16 protein-coding genes and 1 pseudogene are annotated in these 17,357 nt (G+C 65.1%); 8 read left to right on the forward strand and 9 right to left on the reverse strand.

From position 1 onward, the window contains the following. Positions 1 to 9: 9 nt before the first annotated feature. Positions 10 to 1,683 (reverse strand): efflux transporter outer membrane subunit, encoded by a 1,674-nt coding sequence (locus A3AC_RS0118015; protein ID WP_025600575.1) that lies wholly within the window; start codon positions 1,681 to 1,683, stop codon positions 10 to 12. Positions 1,684 to 1,859: 176 nt separating this feature from the next. Between A3AC_RS0118015 and A3AC_RS0118020 the strand changes: the two genes are divergently transcribed. Then, a complete protein-coding gene (locus A3AC_RS0118020; RefSeq protein WP_025600577.1) occupies positions 1,860 to 2,798 on the forward strand; it encodes a LysR family transcriptional regulator in 939 nt (312 codons plus the stop codon). 13 nt (positions 2,799 to 2,811) lie between these two features. Then, on the forward strand, positions 2,812 to 3,141 hold the full coding sequence (locus tag A3AC_RS30450) for a hypothetical protein (protein WP_156924633.1): 330 nt from the start codon (positions 2,812 to 2,814) through the stop codon (positions 3,139 to 3,141). Positions 3,142 to 3,230: 89 nt separating this feature from the next. Here A3AC_RS30450 and A3AC_RS0118030 read toward each other — a convergent pair whose 3' ends face one another. From A3AC_RS0118030 to wrbA, 4 genes are all read right to left on the reverse strand, one after another. Beyond that, positions 3,231 to 4,049: a metallophosphoesterase gene (locus A3AC_RS0118030; RefSeq protein WP_025600578.1), complete on the reverse strand. Its 819-nt coding sequence runs from the start codon at positions 4,047 to 4,049 to the stop codon at positions 3,231 to 3,233. Positions 4,050 to 4,096: 47 nt separating this feature from the next. Continuing rightward, positions 4,097 to 5,515, reverse strand: coding sequence for an FAD-binding oxidoreductase (locus A3AC_RS0118035; RefSeq protein WP_025600580.1), 1,419 nt, complete (start codon positions 5,513 to 5,515; stop codon positions 4,097 to 4,099). Positions 5,516 to 5,711: 196 nt separating this feature from the next. Continuing rightward, positions 5,712 to 6,134: a DUF2069 domain-containing protein gene (locus A3AC_RS0118040; protein WP_025600582.1), complete on the reverse strand. Its 423-nt coding sequence runs from the start codon at positions 6,132 to 6,134 to the stop codon at positions 5,712 to 5,714. Beyond that, positions 6,131 to 6,733 (reverse strand): NAD(P)H:quinone oxidoreductase, encoded by a 603-nt coding sequence (gene wrbA / locus A3AC_RS0118045; RefSeq protein WP_025600583.1) that lies wholly within the window; start codon positions 6,731 to 6,733, stop codon positions 6,131 to 6,133. The genes A3AC_RS0118040 and wrbA overlap by 4 nt, the downstream gene beginning before the upstream one ends. Before the next feature lie 154 nt (positions 6,734 to 6,887). Between wrbA and A3AC_RS29300 the strand changes: the two are divergent. Beyond that, positions 6,888 to 8,199 (forward strand): annotated as a pseudogene (locus A3AC_RS29300) (YihY family inner membrane protein); the annotation flags it as partial. A gap of 48 nt (positions 8,200 to 8,247) precedes the next feature. On the opposite strand, the gene A3AC_RS0118055 reads toward A3AC_RS29300, so the two are convergent. The 3 genes from A3AC_RS0118055 to A3AC_RS0118065 form a co-directional block, all read right to left on the reverse strand. Next, complete coding sequence (locus A3AC_RS0118055) at positions 8,248 to 8,568, reverse strand: Mpo1-like protein (protein WP_025600584.1); 321 nt, start codon at positions 8,566 to 8,568, stop codon at positions 8,248 to 8,250. 253 nt (positions 8,569 to 8,821) lie between these two features. Beyond that, the gene (locus A3AC_RS0118060) at positions 8,822 to 9,655 is read right to left on the reverse strand and encodes an alpha/beta fold hydrolase (RefSeq protein ID WP_025600585.1); all 834 of its coding nucleotides are present in this window, start codon (positions 9,653 to 9,655) and stop codon (positions 8,822 to 8,824) included. Then, the gene (locus tag A3AC_RS0118065) at positions 9,652 to 11,022 is read right to left on the reverse strand and encodes an O-acetylhomoserine aminocarboxypropyltransferase (protein ID WP_025600587.1); all 1,371 of its coding nucleotides are present in this window, start codon (positions 11,020 to 11,022) and stop codon (positions 9,652 to 9,654) included. Before A3AC_RS0118065 ends, A3AC_RS0118060 begins: the two co-directional genes overlap by 4 nt. On the opposite strand from A3AC_RS0118065, the gene A3AC_RS0118070 reads away from it, so the two are divergent. The 5 genes from A3AC_RS0118070 (at position 11,021) to A3AC_RS0118090 (ending at position 16,578) form a co-directional block, all read left to right on the forward strand. Beyond that, positions 11,021 to 11,224, forward strand: coding sequence for a hypothetical protein (locus A3AC_RS0118070; RefSeq protein ID WP_025600588.1), 204 nt, complete (start codon positions 11,021 to 11,023; stop codon positions 11,222 to 11,224). The two genes, A3AC_RS0118065 and A3AC_RS0118070, sit on opposite strands and share 2 nt — an antisense overlap. Before the next feature lie 38 nt (positions 11,225 to 11,262). After that, a complete protein-coding gene (locus A3AC_RS0118075; protein WP_025600589.1) occupies positions 11,263 to 11,721 on the forward strand; it encodes a CBS domain-containing protein in 459 nt (152 codons plus the stop codon). A gap of 139 nt (positions 11,722 to 11,860) precedes the next feature. Beyond that, positions 11,861 to 13,825, forward strand: a complete 1,965-nt coding sequence (locus A3AC_RS0118080) for an MFS transporter (RefSeq protein ID WP_025600590.1) — start codon at positions 11,861 to 11,863, stop codon at positions 13,823 to 13,825. Between the two features lie 122 nt (positions 13,826 to 13,947). Further along, on the forward strand, positions 13,948 to 15,048 hold the full coding sequence (gene aroC / locus A3AC_RS0118085) for a chorismate synthase (protein WP_025600591.1): 1,101 nt from the start codon (positions 13,948 to 13,950) through the stop codon (positions 15,046 to 15,048). 51 nt (positions 15,049 to 15,099) lie between these two features. Beyond that, positions 15,100 to 16,578 carry a tetratricopeptide repeat protein gene (locus tag A3AC_RS0118090; protein ID WP_025600593.1) on the forward strand — a complete coding sequence of 493 codons (1,479 nt, stop codon included), beginning with the start codon at positions 15,100 to 15,102 and terminating at the stop codon, positions 16,576 to 16,578. 59 nt (positions 16,579 to 16,637) lie between these two features. On the opposite strand, the gene A3AC_RS0118095 is transcribed toward A3AC_RS0118090, so the two are convergent. Beyond that, on the reverse strand, positions 16,638 to 17,357 hold a 720-nt coding region (locus A3AC_RS0118095), incomplete at its 5' end, for an electron transfer flavoprotein-ubiquinone oxidoreductase (protein WP_025600594.1).

Consider the following 17,357-nt stretch of genomic DNA (forward strand, 5'->3'; position numbering starts at 1 on the left):
CGGGCTTCCTCAGTGGACTGCCGACGCGCTGGCTGCGGCGACGCCGTTCTGGGCGGCCGCTGCCGTGCGTGCTGCGGCGTGTGCCGGGACCGCACCGGGCGGGTGTCCGGGCGTCTGTCGCGGCGCTTGTGCGGGCGCGGCGTTGACAGACGTCCCGCCCGTCTGTCCTTGGCCTTCGGCTTGCCCCTTGCCTTGACTGTTCCCTTGCCCCGGCAGGATCTCGCTGGCTTGCGGGCCGTTGGCCGGCTCGTCCAGGCCGCCGCCCAAGGCCGTGACCAGCGACGCGTGCGCGCCGAGCCGCTCCGCCTGAACTTTCGCCACGCCTTCCTGCGCGCGCAGCAACTGGTTTTGCGCAATCAGCACGTTGACGTAATCGGTCAGACCGCGCCGATAACCTTCGCGCGACAGGTCGTAATTCTTGCGCGCGGCGGCCACGGACCGCTCGGCGTCCTGTGCCTGCGTGGTCAGCGAACGAATGCGGATCACCTGGTCGGAAATGTCCTTCAGCGCGCCGACAATCGACTGGTTGTACTGCTGCACCGCCTCGTCGTAACCGGCCGACGCCGCGCCGAGCTGCGCGCGCAGGCGGCCGCCGTCCAGAATCGGCAGGGACAGCGCCGGCCCGGCGCTCCAGCTATGCGACGGATTCTTCAGAAACTGGAACAGCGGACCCATGGCCGCGTAGCCGCCAATCGACGCCAGCAGGTCGATGTCCGGATAAAACCCGGCCTTCGCGACGTCGATGCCGCGCGCCTGCGCCGCGACGGTCCAGCGCGCGGCGACCACGTCCGGCCGATGACCGATCAGCTCGGCGGGCAGCGCGCTCGGCAGGCCGGCGGGCGCGGCGAGCGAGAGCACCGGCCGCCCGATCGAGTCGCCCGCGCCCGGGCCCTTGCCCGCCAGCGCCGCCAACTGGTTACGGCCGAGCGCGATCTTTTCCTCGAGCGCATCGATTTGCCGCTCGTATTCCGGCAGCGGCGTTTCTGCCTGGCTCACTTCGAGCTGCGTGCCAATGCCGCCTTTCAGACGCCGGTTGGCCAGGTCGGCGATTTGCTGCTGTTGCTGCAAGGTGGCGCGGGCAATGTCGAGCAGCGCGTAGTTGAGCGACATCTCGATGTAGGTGCGCACCACGTTTGACTGCAGTTCGAGCTGCGCGGCGCGGGCGTCGGCGGCGCGCGCGTGCGCGGCGTCAAGCGCGCGCTCGGCGGCGTTGCGGTCCTTGCCCCACAGGTCGAGGTGATAGGAGAGCGCGAGCGTGCCGGTGTTGTTCCACGACTGCTCGCCGGCGAGCGAGCCCGGCCCGTAGTACAGGTTGTCGGCCCATTTTTGACGTTTGATCGACAGATCTCCGTTCACTTGCGGCGCCAGCGCCGCGCGTGCGACGCCCGCCATCGACATGGCCTCGCGCACGCGCGCCTGCGCGGCCGCGAGGCTCGGATTGTTGGCCTGCGCGGCTTCTATCCACGCGTCGAGTTGCGGATCCCGATAGGCGCGCCACCAGTCGGCCGGGGGCCACTGGGCGTCGGCGTCAGCTGCGCGGATCGCGTCGCCCGCGTCGAGTGACGCTGGGTCGGTACGGGTTGCTTGCGGGGCGATGCCTCCGGTACTTGCACAGCCGGCAATTGTTAATAGGATCGTAAGAGCCGCAGTTGCGGCGATCCTTTTTGGTACCGGAGACTGCACGATTTCCTCCACAATTCGACGATAGAAGCGATCGGGCAATTATATTTTCCGACGGATTGAGGAATAACCGGTAAAGATGCAAGGGATTTTTACGAGGATTGTGATAATCGTCTTTGCGAACCGTGTAACAATCGCACCGATCAATCGCAACCCGGGCGGAAGGGTAAGGAAAAGGTATGGATACGCTTCAGAACATGCGCGTATTTGTCCGCGTCGTCGAAGCGGGCAGTTTCACCGGTGCCGCGCAGCACCTGAACACGACGACCGCGTATGCGTCGCGAGCAGTGTCGGACCTGGAAGCGCATCTGCGCACGCGGCTCCTGAACCGCACCACGCGCCGGATCGCGCTGACCGAGGCGGGCGAGCGCTACTTGCAGCGCTGCGAGCAGATTCTCGCGTATGTCGATCAGGCGGAAGCCGAGGCGAGCGACGCGCACGCGCGTCCGTCCGGCAAGCTGAAGGTTCACGCAATGACGAGCTTCGGCCAGCACTATGTGGTGCCGGCCGTGGGCCGCTATCAGGAGCGCTACCCGGAGGTGCAGGTCGAGTTGACGCTCGCGCAGCGTATGCCCGATCTTCTCGACGAAGGTTTCGACGTGTCGCTGACGCTCGCCACGGGATTGCCCGATTCGGGGCTCGTCTCGCAGCGGCTGGGCAGCGCGTTCAGCATTGCGTGCGCTTCGCCGGGCTATCTGGAAAAGCACGGCGTGCCGCAAACGCCCTCCGATCTTGCGCATCACACCTGCCTGCAAATCGTCACGCCGGTGTTTCCGCCGGACAAGTGGACCTTCGACGGTCCGAACGGCGAGGAAACCATCACGCTCGGCCCGACCACGTTCCAGGTGAACGTGGCGGAGGCGATGGCCGTCGCGGTGACGAACAGCATGGGCATCGGCCTGATTCCGATCTATTCGGCGATCAGCGGCCTGCGCAAAGGCGATCTGGTGCGGCTGCTGCCGGAGTACACATCGCAGGAAATGAATCTGTACGCGTTGTATCCGTCGCGGCAGTATCTGGATGCGAAGATCCGTACATGGATCGAGCACTTGCGCGAGGAGCTTCCGGCGACGCTCGCGGTCGATCAGGCCGAGTTGCGGCAGTTTGCGCGGACTTAGGCGGCGCAGCGCGATGCCGGTGACAGCGGGGCTCGGCCTGTTACATCGGCGCCGCGCCGCAACATTTCCTTACTTTCGCGTCCGGATCGATTTGCTAACGTGTCGTCAATGCGCGGCCTCTGACGAGCGCATTGTTTCCGCCGCCACCGTTCGGCAACCGCAATCACCGAAGGACGAGGATTTCATGGATACGCATCTGATGATCGGCGTGGCCGTCATGTTTGGACTGATTGGCATTGCCGCATCTCGCGACCTGCTGCGCCGCCTGCGCGAGCAGCAGCCGCAACTTGCGCCGGTCAAGGTTGAGCGTCCTGAAGCCGGGAAGCAGCAAAGCGGGCGGTAGCCCGTCATCGTTCGAGCTTCGGGCTTCGAGCTGGCCGCGCATCCGTGGCTGAATTGCCGGGTCCCGCAGCCGCAGCAGTGGCCGCTGCGCTAGATCTCGACAACCTTGTCCCACGCGAACAGCGGGTTTTCCCACTGTCCGCTGCGCCGGTCGTAATAGCCCCGCGGATTGCACACCACGCGCGTGCCGTTCACCGTGTAGTCGAACGGCGTGTGCGTGTGCCCATGAATCCATAGCGCGACGGGCGCCCGCACAAGTTCCGGCAGATGGTTGACGAAGCCGGCGGACGCGCGGTCCTGTGCGAAACGTTCCGCCAGACTCAACCGATGCGGCGCGTGATGCGTGACCACGATCGTCTGGCCGGCAAACGGCTTGGCGAGCTCGTGCGCGAGCCACGCACGCGCCTCGCGATGCAGAGCGAGGGCGTCGCTCGGCGCGAAGTCGCGCGTCTGGTCATGTGCGCAGTCTTCGAGATCGTGCGGCCAGTTCATCTGAATCAGGCCGCGAAAGTCGAGCATGACGCGCCGCGACGCCTCGATCGACTCTTCCAGCGCGGCGCTGTCCGCGCCGAACAGCGCAAAGTCTGTCCACAACGTCGTGCCGAGCACGCGCCAGCGGCCCTGCGGATCGATGAGCGCGGCGTTGTTCAGCACGTGCACGTTGTCGACCTGCGCCGCCGCGTCGTACAAGGCACTTTCGAGCGCGCCGAATTCGCCGTCGTAGTACTCGTGATTGCCCGGCACGTAGACCACCGGCGCCGCGCCGTCAAAGGCTTGCGCGGCCCAGCGCGGACCCGCCGCGTGATTGTGGATGTCCCCGGCCAGCACGATCAGATCCGCTTGCGCATGCGGGATCAGTTCCGGCTCGTCATTCTCGAGATGCAGATCGGACAGCACGCGAATTTTCACGAAAGGGCTCCTTGGAGGGCTGGGTTTCGACCCGGCGCTTGACGCTTTCAGCGTAGCACTTTGCCAGGGTTCATCAGGTTCAGCGGGTCGAGCGCGCGTTTCACGGCGCGCATCATCTGAACTTCGACGTCCTGCTTGTAATGCATGGCTTCGTCGATCTTCAACTGCCCGAGTCCGTGTTCCGCACTGATGCTGCCGCGATGCCGATGCACGCTGTCATACACGATCTGGTTGATCGGGCTCTGGTATTGCGCGAGAAACGCCTTCGCGTCCACACCCTCGGGCGCCTGCACGTTGTAGTGCAGATTGCCGTCGCCGAGATGCCCGAACGTCACCATGCGCGCGCCGGGCGCCGCCTGCGCAACCGCGGCGTCTGTTTCCTCGATGAAGTGGGCGATGCGCGAAATCGGCACCGCAATGTCGTGCTTGATGTTCAGGCCTTCCTCGGCCTGCGCGAGCGGAATATGTTCGCGCAGATTCCAGAACGCCCGCGATTGCGCAAGGCTTTCCGCGACCACCGCGTCCTGCACCACCCCGTCTTCGAGCGCCTGTTCCATCAGACGCTCGAAGAGTGCGCGCGCGTGCTCCTCGCTCTCGCTGTCGGACAATTCGAGAAGCACGATTTGCGCGTGCGATTCGGCGAATGGATAGCGCATCTGCTCGAAATGCCGGCCTACCAGCCGCAGGCAGAAATCCGACATCAGTTCAAAGCCGGTGAGCAACGGCCCTGCGATGCTTTGGGCCAGCGACAGAAAGTCGAGCGCGGCATGCGGCGAGGCGAGCGCGGCGAGCGCCGTGACGCGCGCGGCGGGCTGCGGGTGCAGCTTCAGCACGGCGGCGGTAATGATGCCGAGCGTGCCTTCCGCGCCGATGAACAGGTCGCGCAGATCATAGCCGGTGTTGTCCTTGCGCAGCCCGCGCAGACCGTCCCAGAGTTCGCCCTGTGGCGTGACCACTTCCAGGCCGAGGCACAACTCACGCGTGTTGCCGTAGCGCAGAACGCCGGTGCCGCCCGCGTTGGTCGCGAGATTGCCGCCGATCGTGCAACTGCCTTCGGCAGCGAGGCTCAGCGGGAACAGGCGGCCGGCTTCTTCCGCGCGCTTTTGCACTTCGGCGAGGATCACGCCGGCTTCGACGGTAATCGTGTTGTTGTGCGGGTCGATATCGCGCACGCGGTTGAGCCGCCGCAAGCTGACGACTGCCTGCGCGCCGCTCGCGTCCGGCGTGGCGCCGCCGGCAAGACCGGTGTTGCCGCCTTGCGGCACGAGCGGGACGCGGTGCTGGGCGGCGAGCCGGACGAGCGCCGCGACTTCGGCAGACGTCGCGGGGCACAGTACCCCGCAGGCCGCACCGGTGTAGCGGCCGCGCCAGTCGGTGAGGTAGGGCGCCGTGTCGTGTGCATCGGTCAGCACATGGGCGGCGCCGATGGCGTCGCGGCAGGCAGCGAGGAAAGCGGTTTGGGTCATGTGAGTCGGTCAGCGGATTCGGGCGGGGAAGTGGGCTGGAAGTCGGGCTGGAAGTGGGGCAGCAAGTTCGGGCTGGAAGTTCGGGCAGCAGGTTCGGGCAGCAGGTTCGGGCAGCAGGTTCGGGCAGCAGGTTCGGGCAGCAGGTTCGGGCAGCAAGTCGGGCTGGAAGTCGGGCAGCGAGTCCGGCGCGTTACTTTCAGACGTCCGCGCTTTCCGGACGTTCGCTGCGCCGCTTCGGCCCGTTTTTTCCGGCGCGCTTTGCCGCGCGTTTGAACGGCGCCACATAGGCGAGCGTCGAGATGAAAAAGACACCGGCGAGCGCGGCCTCCAGCCAAGCCAAGCCGGCGCTCGGGCCACGGTCGCTCCAGCCGCGCACGACGCCCTCGGCGAAGTACAGCAGGATCAGCATCGACGCCCATTGCAGCGTATAGAGACGCTGCCGCCACACGCCCGGCAGCGCGAGCAGCAGCGGCACAGCCTTGAGCACGAGCGCCGAGCCGCCAGGACGCAGCGGCGCGAGCCACACCTCCCACGCAATCGACAAAACAATCAGCGCGGCGAGAGACACCGTCGCGCCGAGCGCTGCAAGGCGGTTTGGCGACGGTGGCTGGGTACTCACGGCCTTTCGCTCATGGATGCCGCCGTGCGCGCGACGCGTGCGCCGAGCGCAACGGCGAGCGTTTTCTCGTCGGCGGAAATGCCTTGTGCCGCGCTGCCCGCGCGCGCGAAGTGCGACGCGCCGTAGGGCGTGCCGCCGGTTTGCGTGGTGCTCAGCACTGTTTCCGTGTACGGAATGCCGACGATCAGCATGCCGTGGTGAAGCAGCGGCAACATCATGGACAACAGCGTGGATTCCTGACCGCCGTGCAGACTGCCGGTGGACGTGAACACGCAGGCCGGCTTGCCGGCGAGCGCGCCCGAGAGCCACTGCGGCGTGGTGCCGTCGAGAAAGTACTTGAGCGAAGCGGCCATGTTGCCGAAGCGGGTGGGCGAACCGAGCGCGAGACCGGCGCATTCCTCGAGGTCGCGCAATTCGACGTAAGGTGGTCCTTCGGCGGGAATGTCGGGCTGCGTCGCCTCGCAGACGGTCGAGACTGGCGGCACGGTGCGCACGCGCGCCTGCATGCCGGGGACGCTGTCGACGCCGTGCGCGATCGCCAGCGCGAGTTCGCGCGTGGCGCCGTGACGGCTGTAATAGAGCACGAGAATGTCTTTCATAAGCCTCATCGGTGAACGGGTATTATAGGGCTTGGGTCCGCTCTACAGGCCGTTCCCAGCCGTTCATAGCCATTCGGCCAGGCCTCGCGCAAAGTGCGTTCGGGGCAGTGCCATGCGGTCCCGAAACACGGTTCGACGAAGCAAGGAGGCAGGTTTGTTGTCCAGGGTGCGTTTCGATCTCGACACGCTCAAGCGGCTCGCGCAATTCGCCGCGAAGCGCAGCAGCGAAGACCGTATTGCGCAGGTAGCCGGCAGCCTCACGTTCACCACGATGCTCGCGCTGGTGCCGCTCGCCACCGTTGCGTTCGCACTTTTCACCGCGTTTCCGCTGTTCAGTTCGTTCCAGGAGTCGCTGCAGTTTTTCCTCGCCGATCACCTGATGCCCGCGCAACTGAACAGTCAGATCTTCAAGTATCTGAATCAGTTCGCGGCGAAGGCGAAGGGTTTGACGACCATCGGCATGGTGCTGCTGTTTCTCACCGGCGTCATGACCATGATGACTATCGAATCCGCGTTCAACGTGATCTGGCGCGTGCGCAAGGCGCGGCCTATCGCGCAGCGCATCCTCGTGTACTGGGCGATCATCACGCTCGGTCCGATCCTGATCGGCGTGAGTCTATCCATCTCGTCCTATCTGTTCACGCAGTCCATGACCTTCAGCGCCGCCCAGCGCATGACGCCTGTGATCGAATGGGCACTCGCGGGCACGGCATTACCGCTCACGGCGCTCGCTTTTACGATTCTTTACGTGTATTTGCCGAACTGCCGCGTGGAATGGCGCGATGCGGTGATTGGCGGCGTCACGGCGGCAATCGCGTTCGAACTCGCCAAGCGCGGCTTCGGCTATTACGTGCGGCGCATGCCTACGTACACCGCGGTGTACGGTGCATTTTCGGCGGTGCCGCTGTTTTTGCTGTGGATGTACCTGTGCTGGTTCATCACGCTCGCGGGCGCGATGATCGCGTCCGCGTTGCCGGCCATTCGCATCGGCCAGTTTCATCGCCCGACTTTCGAGGGAAGTAACCTGTTCGATTCGCTCGAACTGCTGGCGCGGCTTTCCGAGGCGCGCGATGCCGGCAAGCGCGGTTATACGGTGACCGAACTTTCGCGCATGCTTCGCCGCGATATGGACACCACGGTCTTTCTGCTGCAAAAGCTCGAACAGGTCGAATGGATCGCGCAGTTGCAGGAAGACGCCTCGCGCCCGCACTTCCTGCTGCTCGCGCATCCGGCGCAGATCACCGTGCAGCAACTGTACGATCTCTTCGTCATGGATCGCGCCGAACTGGAATATCAGCTTCAACTCGCGTCCACCCGCGTGGACGGCGCCACGCTGCTCGCCGCGCTCGAGAACGACAGGCTGAAGGTGACGCTTGCGACGCTGCTCGCGGCCCGCGCCGCCGCGCGCGCGGCGGCGGCCGAAGAAAACGAGCGCGGCACTTCCCTCCATGCCGCATCAGGCGGCCTCGCGCGCGGGCATTGAGCGAGGCGGCGGCTTGCTGGACGCCCGCTCGCTACAACGAAATCTTGCCCACGCAGATGTCCTTGAACATCACCCAGTCGCCCATCAGGCTGTAGAGCGGATGGCGGAAGGTTGCCGGCCGGTTTTTCTCGAAGAAAAAATGCCCGACCCATGCAAAGCCGTATCCGCAGACGACGGCAGCGGGCAGCCACAGCCAGTCGCCGGTAGCGAGCGCCATGGCGAGGCAGCCTATAACCCCTAGCGACCCCACGAAATGCAGCCGTCGCGAGACCAGGTTGCGATGCTCGCTCAGGTAGTACGGGTAAAACTCCGCGAAGTTCGCGAAGTGATCGGTATGTGCGGTATGAGCCATGATGGCCTCCCGGATTGCTACGCGAGGTGATTGCGTGAGCGCACGCTACGTACTGGTTTTCGCGGCCAGTCGGCCCGTCGCCCCGTTGGAGTATTGGCGGTGCCCGGAACAGGGACAGGTCCGATCCATTGTGCGGCTATCGTGTGCCTGGCGCAACCTGGCCAATCGGACGATGGCGCCGCCGCTTCGCTGCCGCTATCGTGAGTCCACTAACGCTGCGACGTGGAACAGGCGACAAGCGGGCGAAGCGGCGCTAGCCCGCGGCGCGTGCCGGTTGCGAGGCGAAGTTGAACAGCGCGTCGAGCGTCGCGTCGGGCTGCTCGGTCATCAGCGCGTGGCCGGCTTCCAGCGTGATCGTGTCGACCGGATTGCCGGCCTGGGCCAGTGCATCGGCGAGCGCTTTGGCCGCGCGCGGCGGCGTCATCGCATCGCGGCGGCCGAGCACGAGGCGCGTCGCGCAGCGGACCTGGGCGGCCCGCGCGAGGCCGTCCGCATAGCTGTTGCAGGCAGTGAAATCGGTGTGAAAGAGCTGGGTCTCACCCTTTGCCGACACGCGTTCCATGAGCCGCTGGTTCATGCCGTGGAGCCAGAAGCCCGGGCCGGGGCACGAAGGTTTCGCCGCGAGCGTCGAGTGCGACCATTGGTTGACCATGCCGATGGCCTCGGGCTCGCTGTTCAGCGCGGCTGCCAGCAAGCTGTCGGAGACCGCCATGGGCAAGGCGGTGGCGAGCAGGGCGAGATGCGTGGTCCGCCCAGGATAGCGGCCGGCGAAGTCGAGCGCGACCAGCGAGCCCATGCTATGGCCCGCCACGAATGCGCGCTCGACGCTAGCGGCGTCGAGCAGGGCGGCGAGCCAGTCTGCGAGCGCTTCGATCGTGTGCAGCGCGGGGCCGGCGCTGCGGCAGTGTCCCGGCAGATCGACGGCCAGCACGCCGAAGCCGTGGTGCGCTAAGTAGCGCGTTTGCAGCGCCCACACGCTATGGTCGTGCTCCGCACCGTGGATAAACACTGCCGTCGGCAGATTGCGGTCGAACGGTTTGCCGCCGGTGTAGGCATAGGCGGTCTTGCCTTGAACGGTCAGGATCATGCGGACTCCGGGCGCGGTTGCGAAGCGGGGGTGCCGCCGGTCGGCGAGGGTTGCTGCGCTGCTTTCTGTGAGGCATTTTGCGAGGCTTTCTGTGAAGCTTTCAGACCGCGCTTCAGGTCGTCGATGAGATCGTCCGGGTCTTCCAGACCGATGGAGAGCCGGATCGTGCCTTCCGCGATGCCTGCCGCGGCGAGCGCGGCGGCGTCCATCCGGAAGTGCGTGGTGGAAGCAGGATGAATCACGAGCGAGCGCGCGTCGCCGACGTTGGCCAGATGCGAGAACAGCGACAGCGCTTCTATGAAGTGGCGGCCGGCGTCGCGGTCGCCACGCAGATTGAAGCTGAACACGGCACCCGCGCCGCGCGGCAGCAGGCGTTGGGCGAGCGCGTGATCGGGATGCGTCGGAAGCTCGGGATACGCGACGGCTTCGACCGCCGCATGGCCAGCGAGAAACTCGACCACGCGGCGCGTGTTGGCGACGTGCCGCTCCATCCGCAGAGGCAGGGTTTCGATGCCTTGCAGAAGCTGCCACGCAGCTTGCGGATGCAGGCACGCGCCGAAGTCGCGCAAGCCTTCGCGGCGGGCGCGGAGCAGGAATGGCGCAACCGTGCTTTCCTCGCTGAAGACCATGCCGTGAAAGCCGTCATAGGGCTCGGTGAATTCGGGAAAGCGCCCGGAGGCGTCGAAATCGAACGTGCCGCCGTCCACCAGCACGCCGCCGATGGTCGTGCCGTGGCCGCCCAGGAATTTCGTGGCCGAGTGATAGATGAAGTCCGCGCCGTGCTCGAATGGCTTGAGCAGATAGGGCGTGGTGAAGGTGGAGTCGACAAGAAGCGGCACGCGGTGCTCGTGAGCGATCTGCGCGACAGTGGCGATGTCGAGCACGTCGAGGCCCGGATTGCCGAGCGTTTCGCCGAACAGCAGGCGGGTGTTCGGGCGCAGCGCCGCACGCCATCCGTCGATATCGCCGGGTTTGACGAAGGTCGTTTCGATGCCGAAGCGGCGCAACGTGTAATGCAGCAGATTATGTGAGCCGCCGTACAGCGCGCTCGACGCGACAATATGCGAGCCGGCGCCCATCAGCGTGACGATCGCCAGATGCAAGGCGGCCTGGCCGCTTGCCGTGCCGATCGCGCCCGCGCCGTTTTCGAGCGCCGCGACACGCTCTTCGAACACGGCCACGGTCGGATTCGAGATGCGCGAGTAGACGTGGCCGGCGCGCTCCATATTGAAGAGCGCAGCGGCGTGGTCGGCGTCGCGAAACGAGAACGAAGTGGTCTGGTAAATGGGCGTGGCGCGCGCGCCGGTGGCGGGATCGGGAGCGGCGCCGGCGTGCAGCGCAAGCGTATCGAAACGGTTGGCGGACATGCTGGTCGGCGAGGCCACGGACAGCCTCGCGAAAGGTGAAGGTGGCGGCCATCGTATCACCGGCGTGGCCTGCATCAAGCGCGGTTTTCCCGATGCGAGCGCGTGCCGCCTAGCCTTTGTGGAGCGCCGCAAGGCCGCCGCGCCTTCACGGGCGGGCCGCTTTCCTTTTATGGGTCTTTCCGCTAGGATCGAAAGTCATTGATGCATCACATGCCTAGCGGGTATTTCGGGAGACAGATTATGCGAGTCAGCGACATTCTTAAAGTCAAGGGCAACACCCTTTTCACGGTCACGCCGGATACCCCGCTGCACGACGCAGTCAACACCATGGCGGAGCACGACATCGGCTCGCTGGTCGTCATGGAGTACGGCGACCTGGTCGGCATGCTGACATTCCGCGAGATTATTCTGACGCTCAAAGACAATGACGGAAGCGTGGGTACGTCCACCATTCGTAAGGTCATGGACGATCACCCGCTCACCTGCACGCCCGAAACAGATGTCAACGAAGTGCGCCGCATGATGCTCGAGCATCACGTGCGCTATCTGCCGGTGCTGGAAAGCCGCACGCTGATGGGCGTGATTTCGTTCTACGACGTCGCCAAGGCGGTGGTCGAAGAGCAGGGTTTCGAAAATCGCATGCTGAAGGCGTACATTCGCGACTGGCCGGAAGAGCAGGGGCAGCAGCCGGCGCGTTGATGCGCGGCGGCGGGACCAAACATCGAGTGAAGGCGTGCGCGAAAGCGCGCGCTTTTTTTGTGCGCGTTGTCATGGCTCGTCGCGCGGCTTGCGCGGGTGTTTTGCAGGCGCCTACTTTTCAATCCGTTTGCCGAACGTCATGAGTCACGCTCCGTTGCCTCCCACGCCCCCTACACGCGCACTATCCGCGGCCCGTCGCGCCGCGCGTCGGCAGGGCGGCCACGAATCGCAGTTCAAGCTGCTTGGCGAGCGCCGTTTCGCACCGTTTTTCTGGACCCAGTTCCTCGGCGCGATGAACGACAACGTGTTCAAGATCGGCTTTACGTCGCTCGTCACGTTTCAGGCGGCGCGTTTTTCGGGCGTCGATCCAAAAACTGCGGCGTTCCTGATCTCGGCAATCTTCATCCTGCCTTTCGTGCTGTTGTCGGCCACTTCCGGACAGATCGCCGACAAATACGACAAGGCGATGCTCACGCGTCTCGTGAAGAGCTTCGAGATCGTCGTCATGCTGATCGGCGGCGCGGGATTCCTGCTGCACAGCGCGCCGCTGCTGTATCTGTGCACGTTCCTGATGGGCGTGCATTCGACCGTGTTCGGGCCGGTCAAGTACTCGTACCTGCCGCAACATCTGTCGAACCAGGAACTCGTGGGCGGCAATGGCATGGTGGAGATGGGCACCTTCGTCGCGATTCTGGTCGGCACCATTGTCGGCGGCGCGAGCGCGGGGTTTGTCGAGCATGGCGCGCTGGTGCTCGCTTGCGCCTGCGTGGCGATTGCGCTCGTCGGGCGCGTGGTGTCGGGCTTCGTGCCGGTCACGGCGGCGCCGCAGCCGGAGCTGCGCATCAACTGGAATCCGGTCAGCGAGACGTGGCGCAACCTCAAGCTCGCGCGCGAAAATCGCACGGTGTTTTTGAGCCTGCTCGGCATATCGTGGCTGTGGTTCGTCGGTGCGACGTTTCTGTCGTCGTTTTTCAGCTTTGCGAAAGACGTGCTGTCCGCCAACCCTGATGTGGTGACCGTGCTGCTGGGCACGTTCTCGGTTGGCATCGGCCTTGGCTCGCTGCTGTGCGAAAAGCTCTCGAAACGGCGTATCGAGATCGGCCTCGTGCCGCTGGGTTCGATCGGCATGAGCGTGTTCGGCATCGACCTCTTTTTCGCGAGCCACGCGTTGCCGTCCGTGGGGCATTTGTTGAGCATCGGCGAGTTTGTCGCGCGCCCCGCGCACTGGCGCGTGCTCGCCGATCTGTTTCTGCTGGCGATGTTCGGCGGCTTCTACAGCGTGCCACTCTATGCGCTTATCCAGAGCCGCAGCCAGCCGAGCCATCGGGCGCGCATCATCGCCGCGAACAACATTCTCAATTCGCTGTTCATGATCGTTTCGTCGCTAATGGCGATCGGCCTGACGGCGGCGGGTTTCAGAATTCCGGCGATTTTTCTTGTCACTGCGCTGCTCAACATCGTGGTGGCAACCTACATCTATTCGCTGGTGCCCGAGTTTCTGCTGCGCTTTATCGCATGGCTGCTGGTGCACACCTTCTACCGCATTCGCCTCGTGCATGCCGAGCGGATTCCGGAGGAAGGCGCGGCCGTTCTCGTGTGTAATCACGTGAGCTTCGTGGATGCGGTCGTGATCATGGCCGAAAGTCCGCGGCCGATCCGCTTCGTGATGGACCATCAGATATTCAGAACACCGTTTGCTGGCTGGGTGTTCCGTCATGCGAAGGCCATTCCGATCGCGCCCGCGCATCAGGACGCGCAGTTGCTCACGCGCGCCTATGAGCGCTGCGCGCAGGCGCTCGCCGAAGGCGAACTGGTATGCATCTTCCCCGAGGGCAAGCTCACTCGAACCGGCGACATGAACCCGTTTCGTCACGGCGTCACCGAGATCATTCGCCGCACGCCCGCGCCGGTCATTCCCATGGCGCTGCGTGGGCTGTGGGGCAGCGTATTTTCGCGTGCCGACGACGCGCGCTGGCCGCGCCCGGTGCAAAAGGGCGTGATGAGCCGCCTGACCCTCGCGGTTGGCGAGCCGATCGAACCGGCGCTTGCCACGCCGGAGCTGCTGCAGAAAATCGTCACGGAATTGCGTGGGGCGCGGAAATAGGGCAGCCCAGTCCTGGACCAATACTGAACCTGTCCTGAAGTCATAAGACGGCGCCCGGCGGCGCCTTGCGCCGCGAGGGGCTGGCATAATAGCGTTTTCCCCGCATCCTTTGGACGACGCCCATGTCCGGCAACACCCTCGGTACGCTTTTCACTGTCACGACCTTCGGCGAATCGCACGGCCCGGCTATCGGCTGCGTGATCGACGGATGCCCGCCGGGCATGGCGCTCAACGAAGCGGACATCCAGTTCGAACTCGACCGCCGCAAGCCCGGCACGTCACGCCATGTCACACAGCGTCAGGAAGAAGACAAGGTCGAGATCCTGTCGGGCGTGTTCGAAGGCAAGACCACCGGCGCGCCGATCGCGCTTTTGATCCGCAACACGGACCAGCGCAGCAAGGACTACGGCAATATCGCGGACACCTTCCGTCCGGGCCACGCCGACTACACCTACTGGCAGAAGTACGGCATTCGCGACTATCGCGGCGGCGGGCGATCATCCGCGCGCCTGACTGCGCCAACGGTCGCGGCTGGGGCTGTCGCCAAGAAATGGCTGCGCGAGAAATTCGGCACTGAGGTTCGGGGCTACATGGCTGCGCTCGGCGAGATCGACGTGCCGTTTGTCGACTGGGCGCAGGTGCGCGAGAACCCGTTCTTCGTGCCGAACGCGGACATCGTGCCGCAGCTCGAGGCGTATATGGACGCGCTGCGCAAGGACGGCGACTCGATCGGCGCGCGCATCAACGTGGTGGCTTCGGGCGTGCCCGTCGGGCTCGGGGAGCCGCTGTTCGACCGGCTCGACGCGGACATCGCTCACGCCATGATGGGCATCAACGCGGTGAAGGGCGTGGAGATCGGCGCTGGTTTCGCGAGCGTCGCACAGCGCGGTTCCGTGCATGGCGACGAGCTGACGCCGGAGGGTTTCGTCGGCAATCACGCGGGCGGGGTGCTCGGCGGTATTTCGACCGGTCAGGACATTACGGTGTCCATTGCGATCAAGCCGACTTCGAGTATCCGCACGCCGCGCCGCTCCATCGACAAGGCGGGGCAGCCCGCGGTTGTCGAGACGTTCGGGCGGCATGACCCGTGCGTCGGCATTCGCGCCACGCCCATCGCGGAAGCCATGCTCGCGCTGGTGTTGATCGACCACGCGCTGCGCCACCGCGCGCAATGCGGCGACGTCTCGGTCAGCACGCCGAAGATCGCGGCCAGCGCGCCGTAACCAGGCGCCCCCTGGCGTCTTGAATCGCACTGCGCGCGCGGTGTTTTTCGCATGAGTCAACTTTTTCTCGAGCCGGCAGACGATGTTCTGCCGGCGTTGCGCGCACGCGCGTCGGCACCGCACGCCACCGCGCAAGACTGTCTCGCGGTGGGTCAGGCGCTGTTGCAACGGGCAGGGCGCAACAAGGCGTTGCAACGCGAAGCGCTTATGGCGCTGGTGCGGGCTTATCAGGCGGATCCGTCCTGTGACTCGGCGCTGCTTCATACGATCGCGCAGACGGCGTTCGTCGTGCGCGATTGGGCGCTGGTCGAATCCGCCACTGCGTTGCTGCTCGCACAAAATTCCGCGGACGCAAACGCGTTGGTCTGGCGTGCAGCTGCGGTCCAGCATCGCGACGACTTCGCTACCGCCGAGCAGTTGTTGCGCGACGCGGTGCGTGTGGTGCCGGGCAATCCGGTGGCGCTTCACAAGCTGGCCTTGTGCATCAAGGAGCAGGCGCGTTTTGCACAAGCCGAGGCGTTGCTGCGCGAGGTGCTCGCGTTGTCCCCGGATAATGCTCATGCCTTGTTCGACCTGTCAGAGCTCGAGATTCGCAGCGGCCGTTTCACCGAGGGCTGGGCGCGCTACGAGTCGCGTCTTGCATTCGCCGGCGGCGAGCTGAACAACGCGCAGCAGGCGCTCGCCGCGATCAGCGCGCCGTGGCAGGGCGAGTCGCTGGCGGACAAGACGCTTGTCGTGTACGGCGAGCAAGGCAACGGCGATTGCCTGTGGGCGGTGCGCTTTCTGCCGCTGCTCGCAGAGCGCGCGCGGCGCGAGGGCGGCACGGTAATCTTCGGTCACGATGGACCGTTGCGAGCCCTGTTCGAACGGACGCTGCCCGCGGACGTGCGGCTGGAAACCAGCCTGGAAACGCGGCCTGACTTCCATTGCGGGCTGATGAGCCTGCCGCTGCGCCTGGGCATTGTGGATCCGGGTGGCTGGGGCGCGCCTTATCTGAGCGCCGACCCGTCGCATGTGCAAATCTGGCAGCGGCGCGTGCAAGCCTGCGTCGGCGGGAAGCCCGGCAATCGCAGCGTAGGCCTGGTGTGGAACGGCAATCCCGACCATATTCGCGATACGCGGCGCTCGGTGCCGGCTCAACAACTCGAGCCCTTACTGGACGTGCCGGGGGTGACGTATTTTGCGCTGTCGCCAGGCCGGGGAGAGACCGTCGCGCAGTGGCGTGCCAAGGGGCTCGACGTGGTCGACCTCACTCACCACTTCCAGTCTGGTTTCGACGATGTCGCCGCATTGCTCGCGAATCTCGACCTGACGGTCACGATAGACAGCGGCCCGGCTCATCTCGCCGGCGCACTCGGCGTGCCGACGTGTCTGATGATCGACCATGTATCGGCATGGTTCTGGGGCAGTGAGTCGGCCGTTACGCCCTGGTACGATTCGATCGAACTCTTCAGGCAACCCGCGGTGGGCGCCTGGGCGCCGGTGGTGGAAGAGGTGCGCGCGCGCATCGAACGGATGGCGCGCGGCTGAGGTTCAGCTCACGACGTTCGCGACGCGGGCACGCTCAGCGCGCGCCGCGAAGGTAGACATCACATGTTCGGATAATTCGGCCCGCCGCCGCCTTCAGGCGTGACCCACACGATGTTCTGCGTCGGGTCCTTGATGTCGCAGGTCTTGCAGTGCACGCAGTTCTGCGCGTTGATCACAAGCCGCTCGCTGCCGTCGTCGTTCTTGACGAATTCATAAACTGCGGCCGGGCAGTAACGCGACTCCGGACCGGCATACGTCTGCCAGTTCACGTTCACCGGCACCGTGGGATCTTTCAGCGTCAGATGCGCGGGCTGGTTCTCTTCGTGATTCGTGTTCGAGATGAACACCGAAGACAACCGGTCGAATGTGAGCTTGCCATCCGGCTTCGGATACACGATCGGCTTGCACTGCGAGGCAGGCTTCAGCATCTCGTGGTCCCAATGCTGGTGATGCAGCGTCCACGGCACGTTGCCGCCCAGCAGCTTCTGTTCGATGCCGACCATCAGCGTGCCCAGGTACAGGCCCTTGCTCATCCACTGCTTGAAATTGCGGGCCTTGTATAGCTCGGTATGCAGCCAGGAAGTCTTGAAGCTCTCCGGATAGGCCGTGAGTTCATCGCTCGTGCGGCCCGCCTGCACGGCTTCGAAAGCGGCTTCGGCGGCGAGCATGCCGGTCTTGATCGCCGCATGCGAGCCCTTGATGCGCGATGCGTTCAGGAAACCCGCGTCGTCGCCGACCAGCGCGCCGCCGGGGAACACCAGCTTCGGCAGCGACATCAG

Origin of the sequence: Burkholderia sp. WSM2230, from assembly GCF_000472445.1 — a bacterium.
Classification (GTDB): domain Bacteria; phylum Pseudomonadota; class Gammaproteobacteria; order Burkholderiales; family Burkholderiaceae; genus Paraburkholderia.